Genomic DNA, 13,464 nt, shown 5'->3' with positions numbered 1-13,464 from the left:
TTCAGAACTCGTTTTGCAGGGCTTTGTAGCCGCGCACCAGATCAACGTTGGTGCGCGCCACGTCTTCGGAAAACTCCGAGGCACTCACGCTCACCGGCGGGAATTGCGAGAGGTCGGTGTTGGGTCCGATGCGGGTGGTGGAGGGCACATAGAACGCCGCAGGCAAATCACGGCCGTCGACCACCGAGTTGTGGCGCACCACGCAGCCGTCGCCCACGGCGCAGTTGAACAGCACGCTGTTGAAACCGATGAACACGCGGTCGCCGACGGTGCAGGGGCCGTGGACGATGGAGCGGTGCGCAATGGAGGTGAATTCTCCGATGGTCACCGCCGCGCCGGATTTGGAGTGGATGACCACGCCGTCCTGGATATTGGAGTTGGCGCCGATGATGATCGGGTCCATGCCGCCGCTGGCGTCGACTTCGTCGGCGCGGATCACGGCGTAGGGGCCGACGAAAACGTTTTCGCCAATGATGACCTTGCCGCAGATGATGGCGGTCTTGTCGACGTAGGCTGACTCGGCAATCACGGGCAGATCGCCGGACGGGTTTTTGCGGATCATGCTAAGGGCTCCGTAATGATGTGGACGTAGTTGCCGTCGATGGCGTTGTAGAAGCAGGTCGGCCGACCGGTGTGGCAGGCCGGACCTTGCTGGTCGACGATCAGCAAGACCGCGTCGCCGTCGCAATCCAGGCGTGCTTCCACCAGTTGTTGCCAGTGACCGGAGCTTTCGCCCTTGCGCCACAACCGCTGACGTGAGCGCGACCAGTAGCAGACCTGCCCGGTGCCCAGGGTTTCCTTGAGGGCCTGGCGGTTCATCCAGGCCAGCATCAACACCTCGCCGCTGCCATGTTGCTGGGCGATGGCGGCGATCAGGCCATCGCTGTTCCACGGCAGGGCATCGAGCACGGGTTCGAGGGGAAAGCGGCTGCCGACGGCAGCCCCTTCCAGGTCGAGCATGCTCAAGGTCATGGCTTGGCTTTTTCAGGTGAGCTTAGGGCCGCGCACAGTGTGTTGAGGTTGTATTCGAACAGCCCGGTGAAGGTGCTGGCCGGGCCTTCAGCGGCAAGGGCGTCGGAGTAAAGCGTGCCGCCGATCTGCGCGCCGCTTTCGTCAGCGATCTGCTTGAGCAGGCGCGAATCCTTGATGTTTTCCATGAACACGGCTTTGACTTTGTCTTTGCGGATCTGGGTGATCAGTGCGGCCACTTCGGCTGCGGACGGCTCGCGTTCGGTGGACAGGCCCTGTGGCGCAAGGAACTCGATGCCGTACGCCTGGCCCAGGTAACCGAAGGCGTCGTGGGAGGTGACGATGCGACGGTTACCGGCGGGTAGAGCGCCGAACTTGGTCTTGGCTTCGGCCAGCAGGCGATAGATTTCTTTCAGGTAGGTTTGGCTGTTGTGCTGGTAGTCGGCCTTGTTGGCCGGGTCGGCAGCGATCAGCGCCTTGGTGATGTTATTCACGTAGATTTCAGCGTTCGCCAGGTTGTGCCAGGCGTGCGGGTCGGGGATGGTTTCGCCGTCTTCGTCCATGGTGTGGGAGATCACGCCTTTGCTGGCGGTCACCACCGTGGCTTTGGTTTCGGTGCTGGTCACCAGACGGTCCAGCCAGGGTTCGAAGCCCAGGCCGTTCTTGATGATCACCTTGGCCTTGAGCAATGCCTTGGCATCGTCCGGGGTAGGCTCGTAGGTGTGGGCGTCAGCGTCGGGGCCGACCATGTTGCTGATCTGGATGTGATCACCACCAATCTGGTGGGTGATGTCATCGAGGATACTGAAGCTGGTAACCACCTGAAGCTTGTCGGCGGCCTGGGCCGTCGACAACGACAGGACGAGACTGAACAGCACGAGTAGAGCGCGCATCGGTAAACACCTCATTGGGATGACAGCAAGGGCGGGCGGCGCAGCAAGCCGTGCACCGGACCGAAGACCACGGACAGCAGATACCCGGCGCCCGCCACCAGCACGATCGCCGGGCCGCTGGGCAACGAGTAGTAGAACGACAGCAACAAACCCAGCCACACCGACAGGCATCCCAGCACTGCCGATACCGCGATCAACACCGGCAGGCGCCGGCTCCAGAAACGTGAAGCGATGGCCGGCAACATCATCAGGCCCACCACCATCAAGGCGCCGATGGCCTGGAAGCCGATCACCAGGTTCAGCACCACCAAAGTCAGGAACAAACCATGGGCCAGCGGACCGAGGCGGCTGACGGTTTGCAGGAACAACGGGTCGAGGGTGTCCAGCAGCAGGGGTTTGTAGATCACGGCCATGGCGATCAGGCTGAAACTGGACACCCACAGCATGCCGGTGAGGGTGGTTTCGTCCACCGCCAGGGCTGAGCCGAACAGCAGGTGTAGCAGGTCGAGTCGTTTGCCGGCGAGGCCCAGGATCAGTACGCCGGCGGCGAGGGAGATGGGGTAGATGGCCGCGAGACTGGCGTCTTCGCGCAGGCCGGTACGACGAGTGATCCACGCGGACAGGCCTGCCATGCTCAGGCCCGCGCCGAGGCCGCCGATGGTCAGGGCGGGCAGGCTGAGGCCGGCGAACCAGAAGCCGAGGGCTGCGCCGGGCAGGATGCCGTGGGCGACGGCGTCACCGATCAGGCTCATGCGTCGCAGGATCAGGAACACGCCCAGTGGCGCGGTGCTGCAGGCGAGCACCAACCCGCCGATGAGGGCGCGGCGCATAAAGACGAAATCAACAAAAGGCATCCACAGGTGGGCGGCGAAATGCATCAGGCCACCTGCATCTGTGGCTGCGGGCGTATCAGCTCTTTGCTCGGGCCGAACACGCAGCCGCTGCTTTTGATCTGCACCACTTGCGGGGTGTGGTGGCGCACGGAGGCGAGGTCATGGCAGACCACGATCAACGTGCGACCTTGCTCATGCCACGCGTGGATATGCTTCCAGCACAGCGCCTGGCCTTCTTCATCGAGGGCGGCGTGGGGCTCGTCAAGTAGCAGAACCGGCGCTTCGGCCAGGCTCATGCGGGCGAGCAGGGCGCGTTGCAGTTCGCCACCGGACAGCGCCATCAAGGGGCGGTGTTCGAGGCCGCCAAGGCACCAGTCTTCCAATACCGCTTCCAGGCGCTGGCTGCGTTGTTGCGGGGAAAGTTGCGTCCCCCAGAAACCGGCAGCGACCAGTTCCTGCAAGCTGATGGGAAACTGTCGGTCCAAGTGTTGCTGCTGGGGCAGAAACGACAGCCCGCCACGGCGTGGAACATCCACCGTGACTTTACCCGCCAGGGGTTTCTGCAGGCCGGCGATGACTTTAAGCAGGCTGCTTTTGCCGGTGCCATTGGCGCCGATGATGCCGGTGAGGCTGCCTTTTTCCAGGGTGAGGTTGATGGCGGGCGTCAGCGGCTGGCCGGGTGCGCCCCAGCGTAAAGCGGTGCAGGTGATCATGCAGGGTGTCTCGTCCAGCGGCTTTCAGCCACGGCATCGTGCGCGTGCAGGCTTTCGGCATGGACCACTTTCAGGTGGAAGGCTTTGACGGCATCCGAGCGTTTCAAGGCGAGGTTCAGGCGGCGGGCGGCGTCTTCGCAGAACATCAGGTTCTGCCCGTTGGCCAGGGCGAATGCTTGTTCGTCCGCGCGCTTTACGGCGGTTTGTACGGCGGTGCCCAGGGCTGCTTCGACGGTGTCGATCAACTCCGTAAGCGGCAGTTGCTCGCCATTTAACTGGACATGCAACTGCGCACTGCTGCGCTGGCTATGAGGCGTGGCGACGATGCCATTGGCGCTGCCAAGCCAGGTCAACACGTCTTCATGCTGCAACGGTGTGTTGGCGAAGTCGTCGAGAAATTGTTGCTGAATCAACTGCCTGGCGAGGGCAGCGGAGCATGGGCACGTTGAGGAATAAGTAACGTCAATTTTTAGTTCCACGTGGAACATCTGGTTTTCCAGGCGCGCTTCAATGCTCACCGGGTAGCCTTTCCAGCCGGCCAGCGGGCTGACCAGCGCCGGGCGTTTGAGCAGCAAATCGGTGTGGATGCGTAGGTAGGCGTTATTAGATAAACCTTCATGACTGTCGAGAAAACGCTGCAGTACAGTACGCAGAAGTGCGGGCGTAAGCGGTTGCTGGTCGAGCATCTCCAGCGCCAGGTACAGGCGAGACATATGAATGCCACGGGCGGCGCCATCGTCCAGGCTCACGCCGGCATCGGCGGTTGCGGCCAAGCGCTGGCCGTCGATAAGAATCGGTAGGGCGATACCGCACATGCCCACCCAGTCGAGTGGCAAGGCTTGGCGTGAAGCCTGCGCGGCGATATCCGGCAGAGTCAGCGCATTCATGAGCAGGTCCATCGTTGGAAATAAAAAGACATGTTATATTATAACTATTGGGTCGACGATGATTTTTCTGCTCCAGCCTTTTTTCAGTCATGTCGAGTAGGGACGCTCCTTTATTTGCGGTATTTTTCATGCACAGACGTCAGCTCCTAAACTTGCTTCTGGCCAGCCCGCTGTTCACCTTGCCGTTTACCGCCCACGCCACGCAGATCAGCAACGCCCGCCTGTGGCGCTCGGACGACAAGCTGCGGCTGGTGTTCGATCTCAGCGGTCCGGTCCAGTACAAGACCTTCACCTTAAGCGCGCCGGAACGCTTGATCATCGACCTCAGCGGCGCCGGGCTCAGTGGTGATTTTTCTCAGTTGGCGCTGAAAAACAGCGGGATCACCTCGATCCGCTCCGGGCATTTCGGCAAAGGCGATACGCGCATCGTGCTGGACCTTGCCGCACCGATGCAGCTCAACAGCTTTCTATTGCCGCCCCAGGATGGCCAAGGCCATCGCCTGGTGTTGGACCTGACCAGCGCCACCCAGGCGCCTCGCCAGATTGCGGCCGAGCCCAAGCCTTTGGTGGACAAGGCCCACCCCAAACGCGACATCATCGTGGTTGTCGACCCCGGCCATGGCGGCAAGGACCCAGGCGCCGTCGGCTCCAAAGGCCAGCGCGAAAAAGATGTGGTGCTGTCCATCGCCCAACTGCTGGCTAAGCGCTTGAAGCGCGAGAAAGGTTTCGACGTGAAGTTGGTGCGCAACGACGATTTCTTCGTACCGCTGCGCAAGCGCGTGGAAATCGCCCACAAGCACAATGCCGATATGTTTATTTCGGTGCATGCGGACGCGGCGCCGCGTATCACGGCGTCGGGCGCTTCGGTGTATGCCCTGTCCGAAGGCGGCGCCACTTCCGCTACGGCGCGATTCATGGCGCAACGTGAGAACGGCGCCGATCTGCTCGGTGCCACCAGTCTGCTCAATCTGAAAGATAAGGACCCGATGCTCGCCGGGGTGATCCTGGATATGTCGATGAACGCCACCATCGCGTCCAGCCTGCAACTGGGCAGCTCGATCCTGGGCAGCCTGGAAGGCATCACCAGCCTGCATCAGAAGCGCGTGGAACAAGCCGGATTCGCCGTGCTCAAGTCACCGGACGTGCCGTCGATCCTGGTGGAAACCGGGTTTATTTCCAACGCGCGGGACAGTGCGCGGCTGGTCACCGCGCGTCATCAACAGGCGGTTGCCGATGGCCTGTTCGAAGGCCTGAAGAAATACTTCCAGAAGAACCCACCGATGAACAGTTACATGGCGTGGGTGCAGGAACAGAAGAACGGCCAGGTCTAACAGCCGGTTATACGGCTACAGGTGAACTTGGCGCTGGCGCCGCCTGAACTGGAAAACCGGTTGAGGGTGGTCCAGCCCACGCGCCGTGTGTAGCCGACCCACGCCTCACCATCCGACGCCAACCCGGTAAAGAACGTCAGTTGCCCGTAGCGGCTGTTGGTCTGTGCCCAATAGCGTTTGCCGATCACCTCGTACCCGCGCAAATACGTGGTGCTGCCGACCGTCGCCACGCTGTAGGCGTTGCCTGAAGGGTCAACGCAAGCAAGCAGGTTGGCGCTGCGCGTGCAGTTGGCCAGCAGGCTCGGCACCTGGGCGCAGACAGGTCCTGCGGCAATCAATAACAGGGCGCACACCAAGCGTTTCATCGGGTTTCTCGAGGTCGGGAAGTATTCAAGCATTGCGCCCCTCGTCGTGGCGAGCAAGAGAGGATTGGCTTATTTGTATTGTTATACTATAACATTAAAAAACAGCCTGACCCGTGAACCGCTCCCCATGACCGAACAAGACCTCCTGGCCCAGCCTTCCGCCAACTACATGAATGAAGCCCAGCAAGGGTTCTTCCGTGAGTTGCTGCTGGCCCAGCGCAATGAGCTGCAAGCCCGCATCGACGCCGAGTTCCTGTTACTGCGCGAGCAGGAAACCAACAGCGACCCCGCCGATGTCGGCAGCGCCGAAGAACAGCGCCAATGGCAACTGCGCCTGCTGGAGCGGGAAAAGAAGCTGTTGGACAAGATCGACGACGCCCTCGAATTGCTCGCGCGCGGGGAATACGGCTGGTGCCGCGAAACCGGCGAGCCCATCGGCCTACAGCGCTTGTTGCTGCGTCCTACCGCCACCCTGTGTATCGAAGCCAAAGAACGTGAAGAGCTGCGCGAACGCCACAAACGGGCGATTTGACCGGCCAACCCTGATGAGGAATACCTGATGCCCAATCGTCTCCCCGTTACTGTGTTGTCCGGATTTCTCGGCGCCGGTAAAAGCACGCTGCTCAACTATGTCCTGCGCAACCGCGAAAACCTGCGGGTGGCGGTGATCGTCAACGACATGAGTGAAATCAACATCGACGGCAGTGAAGTCCAGCGCGACGTCACGCTCAATCGCGCCGAAGAAAAACTGGTGGAGATGAGCAACGGCTGCATCTGCTGCACCTTGCGGGAAGACTTGCTCGAAGAAGTCGGAAAACTCGCCAAGGAAGGTCGTTTCGATTACCTGCTGATCGAGTCTACCGGCATCTCCGAACCCTTGCCCGTGGCCGAAACCTTCACCTTCCGCGACGAAAACGAGCAAAGCCTGGCCGACATCGCACGCCTGGACACCATGGTCACCGTGGTCGACGGCATGAACTTCCTGCTCGACTACCAGGCCGCCGAAAGCCTGGCGTCACGTGGTGAAACCCTCGGTGAAGAAGACGAGCGCTCCATCACCGACCTGCTGATCGAGCAGATCGAATTCGCTGACGTGATCCTCATCAGCAAAATCGACCTGATCAGCAGCCGCGAACGCGAAGAGTTGATGGCGATCCTTGAACGCCTCAACGCCCAGGCGGAAATCATCCCGATGGTCATGGGTGAAGTACCGCTGAACAAGATTCTCAACACTGGCCGTTTCGACTTCGAACGCGCCGCGCAAGCGCCGGGCTGGTTGCAGGAGTTGCGTGGTGAACATGTACCGGAAACCGAGGAATACGGTATTGCTTCCACCGCTTACCGTGCGCGCCGTCCCTTCCATCCACAGCGTTTCTTCGACTTCATCGACCGCCCGTGGGTCAACGGCAAACTGCTGCGCTCCAAGGGTTTTTTCTGGCTGGCCAGCAAGCACCAAGATGCGGGCAGCTGGTCCCAGGCCGGCGGTTTGATGCGCCATGGTTTTGCCGGACGCTGGTGGCGCTTTGTGCCAAAAAGCCAGTGGCCTCAGGACGAAGAAAGCATCGCGGTGATCATGGGCAACTGGCAACTGAGCACCGGTGATTGCCGCCAGGAACTGGTGTTCATCGGGCAGAACATCGACTTCACCCAACTGCGTGCCGAGCTGGACGCATGCCTGCTAAACGATGAAGAAATGGCCTTGGGCGTCGACGGTTGGCGCCTGCTGGCCGATCCTTTTGGCCCTTGGTATGAGGAGGCAGCCGCCTGATGCTGGCCCCGGTGATTCCCCTGCGTCCCGTGATTCGCCAGACCCGTGGCGAAACCCCGCTGGCGCTGTCCGACATCCTGGAAGATGGCGTCAACCTGGCTGTGTGGGAGCGGCAGTTGCCGTTGCACATCGCCGAGTTCGGCGCCTTGCTGGTGGCGCTCAACGAGCCGTTGGCCGATTCCATGGTGATCGACCTTAACAACGAAGACGCCGTGCCTGACTTGCAGGGTCTGGCGTCCAGTTGCCGTGATCTTGAAGGCTACGAAGGCTTTGTTGCCGATGTGTCATGGCTGGTCAGCGCATTCGCCTGCTTGCTGGGCGCCAAGCGTATTGGTGTGCGTTTGAGGTTGCTGGATAAGGCGATGTGCCCACGTTTTCACGTCGACCATGTTCCAGTGCGGCTGATCACCACCTATGCGGGGGTCGGCAGCCAGTGGTTGCGCGAAGGCGTGATGGACCGGCGTAGACTGAGCCAGCCGGAGGCCGAGCCCAGCGAGCGTGTCGAACAGATTCACTGCGGCGAAGTCGCCCTGCTCAAGGGCACCAAATGGCACGGTAATGAGAATTACGGCTTGATCCACCGGTCACCGGCACTCAAGGCCGACGAGCGCCGATTGATCCTGACACTGGATTGGCTCGCATAACCGCGTAGGATCAAACGCTCTACACGGTCCGAACGATGCCCTTCATGCTGCAGAACATTCCCACCCACGTGATTGCCGGGCCCTTGGGCGCCGGCAAGACCAGCCTCATCAAGCACCTGCTCGCCCAGCGTCCGGCCAACGAGCGCTGGGCCGTGCTGATCAACGAGTTCGGGCAGATTGGCCTGGACGCGGCCTTGCTCACTCAGGATGACGACGGCATTGCCCTGGGCGAAGTCGCCGGAGGCTGTCTGTGTTGTGTGAACGGTGCACCGTTTCAGGTAGGACTGGGTCGTCTGTTGCGCAAGGCCAAGCCCGACCGGCTGTTTATCGAACCGTCGGGCCTGGGCCATCCGGCGCAATTGCTCAAGCAGTTGCGACAGGCGCCCTGGCAGGGCGTGCTGGCCGTCCAGCCTTGCGTGCTGGTATTGGATGCCCAGGCGCTGGCCGCAGGGAAACCATTACCGCCAGCGCAGCAAGAGGCTCTGACGAGTGCCGGGTTGCTGGTGTTGAACAAGGATGAAGGGGTGGACGCTGGGCAGCGCCGAGCGATCGAACTGCAGTTGCCAGAATGCCCGCTCTACTGGACCCGTCAGGCGCAATTGCCCTTGCAACAATTACCCGGCCTGAACGCGCAGGCTTCAGCCGCTGTGGATAACATCGAAGTGCCCGAAGGCCTCGCGCAAATGCCGGCGGTGTGGAGCGATCCCACTCAACCGATCTGCCTGAGTCAGGCCCAAGAGGGTGGTTGGAGTGTCGGCTGGCGCTGGCACCCGAGCCAGCAGTTCGATACCCGCCGCCTCGACCAGTGGCTGACAAGCCTTGAATGGCGCCGCGCCAAACTGGTTATCCACAGCGCCGAAGGGTGGGTTTCGACCAACGCGGTGGATAACAGCGAGCTGACTTGGCAGGCCAGCGAGTGGCGCCGCGATTCACGTATCGAATTGATTTTCAGCGAGCCACAGGACCTGGCTGCCTTGCAGGCTGCACTAAAGGCCTGCCGTTACTGACGGTTCTTGGCGTGGTCCTGGCGCCACTGGCTCAGCTCGATCACCTCGGCGCTGGGCAGCGGCGTTTTGATCTCGAACGGGTAGGGCGCCAGTTCGATCTGCGCACTGTGGGCGCCAAATTGGGTGATGGTGCCCGGGTGGCGGGTTTCGCCGGTCACGGTGAATTCAAAGTTGTAGATACGCGCCAGGCGCCGCCGACCATTGGCATCCCTTACAAACCCGATGCGCTTGAGCGCCACTGCGCCGTCCAACAGTTCGATGTCGAGCTTGGCGCAATGCTGCTTGACCCGCTCCAGCGCCCGCTCGCGCAGGCCGTGGTTGTGCCACACCCAGGCGGCACCGGTCGCCAGCAGCATCAACACGAAGATGTTTCCCAGGGTCAGCATGCGAAAGACTCCAACAAAGTGAGAGCAGCTTAACTGTGTCGCCGGTCTGTCGTACAGGCTGCGTTTAGTCGCATACTGCGCGGCCAGAATTTCAATGGCTTTACGGAAATCCCGCGCATGAAACGCACACCTCATCTGCTTGCGATCCAGTCTCATGTGGTCTTTGGCCACGCCGGAAACAGCGCCGCCGTATTCCCCATGCAGCGCGTCGGGGTGAACGTCTGGCCGTTGAACACGGTGCAGTTCTCCAACCACACCCAGTATGGCCAATGGGCGGGCGAAGTGCTGGCGCCGCAACAGATTCCGGCGCTGGTAGAAGGCATCGCCGCTATTGGCGAGCTGGGCAACTGCGATGCGGTGCTGTCCGGTTACCTGGGCAGTGCAGACCAGGGCCGTGCGATTCTCAGCGGTGTGGCGCGCATCAAGGCCATCAACCCCAAGGCCCTGTATTTGTGCGACCCGGTGATGGGCCATCCGGAAAAGGGCTGCATCGTGCCCCAGGAAGTCAGCGATTTTCTGCTGGACGAAGCCGCGGCCATGGCTGACTTCCTGTGCCCCAACCAGCTGGAGCTGGACAGCTTTGCCGGGCGCAAGCCGCAATCGCTGTTCGACTGCCTGGCCATGGCCAAGGCGTTGCTGGCGCGCGGGCCGAAGGCGGTATTGGTTAAGCACCTGGATTACCCCGGCAAGCTGCCGGACGGTTTTGAGATGCTGCTGGTGACCGCCGATGGCAGTTGGCACCTGCGCCGGCCGCTGCTGGCGTTTCCGCGTCAGCCCGTGGGCGTGGGCGACCTGACCTCGGGGTTGTTCCTGGCGCGGGTACTGTTGGGCGACAGCCTGTTGGCGGCGTTCGAGTTCACTGCTGCAGCGGTGCATGAAGTGCTGCTGGAAACCCAGGCTTGCGCTAGTTATGAACTGGAGTTGGTGCGTGCTCAGGACCGTATCGCCCATCCGCGTGTACGGTTTGAAGCCACCCCTATAGATCTATAAGTACACAAAACTCCATGTGGGAGCGGGCTTGCTCGCGAATGCGGTGCACCAGACCCTGATGAGCCGGCTGACACACTGCCTTCGCGAGCAAGCCCGCTCCCACAGTTTGATTGGGTTTACAGTTTGAGATCTACGGCGCTTCAGCCTTTGATTTCCTGATACCGCTTCTCCAGCTCCTGGCGGATCTGCCGGCGCTGCTGTGCCTGAACGAACCGGCGCTTATCTTCGCTGTTCTGCGGCTGCAACGGCGGCACGGCGGCCGGTTTGCGCTGGTCGTCCACGGCCACCATGGTGAAGAAGCAGCTGTTGGTGTGGCGCACCGAGCGTTCGCGGATGTTCTCGGTCACCACCTTGATGCCCACCTCCATCGAGGTGTTGCCGGTGTAGTTGACCGACGCGAGGAAGGTCACCAGCTCGCCGACATGGATCGGTTCGCGGAAAATCACCTGGTCCACCGACAACGTCACGACATAGCGGCCGGCATAACGGCTCGCACAGGCGTAGGCCACTTCGTCGAGGTACTTGAGCAGGGTGCCGCCGTGGACATTGCCTGAAAAGTTGGCCATATCAGGGGTCATCAATACCGTCATCGACAGCTGGGCGTTTCCGGGTTCCATAGCACACTCACGGGTTGTAGGCATTTGGTTGGGGGACACCTCTGCGGGTGCTGGACTCTTTGCTGCGCCTTCCTTAACGGGACGCCGGTAGGCGGCTTGCCGTCACGCGTGCACCGATCTGTTTCCATATATTGCACCGGCTTTCTGCCGGAAGTCGCGGTGTTAACCTTCAAAAGCCCACCTCAGGGCATTTCTTACGATCAAGGCAGACTTTTCCTTTCGCTCTTTGCGACATTTCAAAGGCGCGGGCGGAAGTGGGAAAAGCGCCAGTACCCTCAAGGAGCCCCTCGCCATGCACGCCATCAGCTTTATCCAGGACCTGGCCGTGATCATGCTGGTGGCTGGGGTTGTCACCATTCTGTTTCACCGCCTCAAACAGCCGGTGGTCCTGGGCTACATCGTCGCCGGGTTCATCATCGGCCCCCACACCCCGCCATTCGGCCTGATCCACGACGAAGACACCATCAAGACCCTCGCCGAGTTGGGGGTGATCTTCCTGATGTTCTGCCTGGGCCTAGAGTTCAGCCTGCGCAAGTTGTTCAAGGTTGGCGCCACTGCGTTTATCGCGGCCTTCCTGGAAATCATCTTGATGATCTGGATCGGCTACGAGATCGGCCGCTGGTTTGACTGGAGCACCATGGACTCACTGTTCCTCGGCGCGATCCTGGCGATTTCCTCCACCACCATCATCGTCAAGGCGCTCAATGACCTGAAGATGAAGAACCAGCGCTTTGCCCAGCTTATTTTCGGCGTGCTGATCGTCGAGGACATCCTCGGCATCGGCATCATCGCCTTGCTGTCGAGCATTGCCGTCAGCGGCACGGTCAGCTCCGGCGAGGTGTTTTCCACGGTCGGCAAACTGTCGTTGTTCATGATTGTTGCGTTGGTCATCGGCATTTTGCTGGTGCCGCGTTTGCTGGCCTACGTGGCCAAGTTCGACAGCAACGAGATGCTGCTGATCACCGTATTGGGCCTGTGTTTCGGTTTCTGCCTGCTGGTGGTCAAGCTGGAGTACAGCATGGTGCTGGGCGCGTTCCTGATCGGTGCGATCATGGCCGAATCCAAGCAATTGATTAAGATCGAGCGACTGATCGAGCCTGTCCGCGACATGTTCAGCGCCATCTTCTTCGTGGCCATCGGCTTGATGATCGACCCGCAGATCCTGCTGCAATACGCCTGGCCGATCGCGGTGATCACCGTGGCCGTGGTGCTGGGCAAAATGCTGTCCTGTGGCCTGGGGGCGTTTATCGCCGGCAATGACGGGCGTACCTCACTGCGTGTCGGCATGGGGCTGTCACAGATTGGTGAGTTTTCCTTCATCATTGCGGCGTTGGGGATGACGCTACAGGTGACCAGCGACTTCCTTTACCCTGTCGCCGTAGCCGTTTCAGCGATAACCACACTGCTCACGCCGTACCTGATTCGTGGTGCCGATCCACTGTCCTTGAAGATTGCAGCGGTCATGCCCAAGCGATTGAGCCGGGTGTTCGGCATGTACGGTGAATGGCTGCGCAGTATCCAGCCCCAGGGCGAAGGCGCGATGCTGGCGTCGATGATCCGCAAGATCATCCTGCAAGTCGGGGTGAACCTGGCGCTGGTGGTGGCGATCTTCTTTGCCGGCAGCTTTTTCGCGGCGCGTATCGGTGGGTATCTGGAAGGCTGGATCAGTGATCCAAGCTGGCAGAAGGCGTTGATCTGGGGTGGGGCGTTGCTATTGTCGCTGCCATTCCTGATCGCGGCGTATCGCAAGCTCAAGGCGCTGTCGATGCTGTTGGCGGAGATGAGTGTGAAGCCGGAAATGGCCGGGCGGCATACCCAGCGCGTACGACGGGTGATCGCGGAGTTGATCCCGATTCTTTCGCTGCTGGTGATCTTCCTGCTATTGGCAGCCTTGTCGGCCAGTATTCTGCCGACCAACAAGTTGCTGGTGCTGATCGCCGTGGTCACGGCTGCAGTGGCGGCGGTGCTTTGGCGGTGGTTCATCCGCGTGCATACGCGGATGCAGGTCGCCTTGTTGGAGACGCTGGATAACCACAAGGATACGCCCGAACACTGAGGTAA

At 60.9% G+C, this 13,464-nt stretch carries 16 protein-coding genes; 7 read left to right on the top strand and 9 right to left on the bottom strand.

Annotated elements, in window-relative coordinates; all coding sequences use genetic code 11:
• Position 1: 1 nt before the first annotated feature.
• From U367_RS0121500 to folE2, 6 genes are read right to left on the bottom strand one after another with little or no spacing between them, the layout of a single operon-like run.
• On the bottom strand, positions 2 to 562 hold the full coding sequence (locus U367_RS0121500) for a gamma carbonic anhydrase family protein (RefSeq protein WP_028618554.1): 561 nt from the start codon (positions 560 to 562) through the stop codon (positions 2 to 4).
• Positions 559 to 972, bottom strand: coding sequence for a phosphoribosyl-AMP cyclohydrolase (hisI, locus tag U367_RS0121495; RefSeq protein ID WP_028618553.1), 414 nt, complete (start codon positions 970 to 972; stop codon positions 559 to 561). The genes U367_RS0121500 and hisI overlap by 4 nt, the downstream gene beginning before the upstream one ends.
• The gene (locus U367_RS0121490; protein WP_028618552.1) at positions 969 to 1,862 is read right to left on the bottom strand and encodes a metal ABC transporter substrate-binding protein; all 894 of its coding nucleotides are present in this window, start codon (positions 1,860 to 1,862) and stop codon (positions 969 to 971) included. Before U367_RS0121490 ends, hisI begins: the two co-directional genes overlap by 4 nt.
• Positions 1,863 to 1,873: 11 nt before the next feature.
• Positions 1,874 to 2,740: a metal ABC transporter permease gene (locus U367_RS0121485; RefSeq protein ID WP_028618551.1), complete on the bottom strand. Its 867-nt coding sequence runs from the start codon at positions 2,738 to 2,740 to the stop codon at positions 1,874 to 1,876.
• Complete coding sequence (locus tag U367_RS0121480) at positions 2,740 to 3,408, bottom strand: metal ABC transporter ATP-binding protein (RefSeq protein ID WP_028618550.1); 669 nt, start codon at positions 3,406 to 3,408, stop codon at positions 2,740 to 2,742. The genes U367_RS0121485 and U367_RS0121480 overlap by 1 nt, the downstream gene beginning before the upstream one ends.
• On the bottom strand, positions 3,405 to 4,295 hold the full coding sequence (gene folE2 / locus U367_RS0121475) for a GTP cyclohydrolase FolE2 (protein ID WP_028618549.1): 891 nt from the start codon (positions 4,293 to 4,295) through the stop codon (positions 3,405 to 3,407). The genes U367_RS0121480 and folE2 overlap by 4 nt, the downstream gene beginning before the upstream one ends.
• Positions 4,296 to 4,423: 128 nt before the next feature.
• On the opposite strand from folE2, the gene U367_RS0121470 reads away from it, so the two are divergent.
• Positions 4,424 to 5,626, top strand: a complete 1,203-nt coding sequence (locus U367_RS0121470) for an N-acetylmuramoyl-L-alanine amidase (protein WP_028618548.1) — start codon at positions 4,424 to 4,426, stop codon at positions 5,624 to 5,626.
• Here the strand turns inward: U367_RS0121470 and U367_RS0121465 are convergent.
• On the bottom strand, positions 5,623 to 5,991 hold the full coding sequence (locus U367_RS0121465; protein ID WP_028618547.1) for a hypothetical protein: 369 nt from the start codon (positions 5,989 to 5,991) through the stop codon (positions 5,623 to 5,625). The genes U367_RS0121470 and U367_RS0121465 overlap by 4 nt on opposite strands.
• Positions 5,992 to 6,118: 127 nt before the next feature.
• On the opposite strand from U367_RS0121465, the gene dksA reads away from it, so the two are divergent.
• From dksA to U367_RS0121445, 4 genes are read left to right on the top strand one after another with little or no spacing between them, the layout of a single operon-like run.
• On the top strand, positions 6,119 to 6,523 hold the full coding sequence (gene dksA / locus U367_RS0121460; RefSeq protein ID WP_028618546.1) for an RNA polymerase-binding protein DksA: 405 nt from the start codon (positions 6,119 to 6,121) through the stop codon (positions 6,521 to 6,523).
• A 27-nt stretch (positions 6,524 to 6,550) separates the two neighbouring features.
• Complete coding sequence (gene zigA, locus U367_RS0121455; protein WP_028618545.1) at positions 6,551 to 7,759, top strand: zinc metallochaperone GTPase ZigA; 1,209 nt, start codon at positions 6,551 to 6,553, stop codon at positions 7,757 to 7,759.
• Positions 7,759 to 8,403, top strand: a complete 645-nt coding sequence (locus U367_RS0121450; RefSeq protein ID WP_028618544.1) for a DUF1826 domain-containing protein — start codon at positions 7,759 to 7,761, stop codon at positions 8,401 to 8,403. Before zigA ends, U367_RS0121450 begins: the two co-directional genes overlap by 1 nt.
• A gap of 44 nt (positions 8,404 to 8,447) precedes the next feature.
• Positions 8,448 to 9,410 (top strand): CobW family GTP-binding protein, encoded by a 963-nt coding sequence (locus U367_RS0121445; protein ID WP_028618543.1) that lies wholly within the window; start codon positions 8,448 to 8,450, stop codon positions 9,408 to 9,410.
• Here the strand turns inward: U367_RS0121445 and U367_RS0121440 are convergent.
• Positions 9,404 to 9,796 (bottom strand): DUF3301 domain-containing protein, encoded by a 393-nt coding sequence (locus U367_RS0121440; protein ID WP_028618542.1) that lies wholly within the window; start codon positions 9,794 to 9,796, stop codon positions 9,404 to 9,406. The two genes, U367_RS0121445 and U367_RS0121440, sit on opposite strands and share 7 nt — an antisense overlap.
• A gap of 117 nt (positions 9,797 to 9,913) precedes the next feature.
• Here U367_RS0121440 and pdxY point away from each other — a divergent pair, with 117 nt between their 5' ends.
• Positions 9,914 to 10,786, top strand: coding sequence for a pyridoxal kinase PdxY (gene pdxY, locus U367_RS0121435; protein WP_028618541.1), 873 nt, complete (start codon positions 9,914 to 9,916; stop codon positions 10,784 to 10,786).
• Between the two features lie 140 nt (positions 10,787 to 10,926).
• Here pdxY and U367_RS0121430 read toward each other — a convergent pair whose 3' ends face one another.
• Positions 10,927 to 11,403 carry an acyl-CoA thioesterase gene (locus U367_RS0121430; protein ID WP_028618540.1) on the bottom strand — a complete coding sequence of 159 codons (477 nt, stop codon included), beginning with the start codon at positions 11,401 to 11,403 and terminating at the stop codon, positions 10,927 to 10,929.
• Positions 11,404 to 11,695: 292 nt separating this feature from the next.
• Here U367_RS0121430 and U367_RS0121425 point away from each other — a divergent pair, with 292 nt between their 5' ends.
• Entirely contained in the window at positions 11,696 to 13,459 is a 1,764-nt protein-coding gene (locus tag U367_RS0121425; protein ID WP_028618539.1) for a cation:proton antiporter, read from the top strand.
• Positions 13,460 to 13,464: the final 5 nt, after the last annotated feature.

Source organism: Pseudomonas canadensis (genome assembly GCF_000503215.1).
GTDB classification, from domain to species: Bacteria; Pseudomonadota; Gammaproteobacteria; order Pseudomonadales; family Pseudomonadaceae; genus Aquipseudomonas; species Aquipseudomonas canadensis.
The sequence above is the reverse complement of the archived record's forward strand: the minus strand, read 5'-3'. Positions and strand labels throughout refer to the sequence as shown.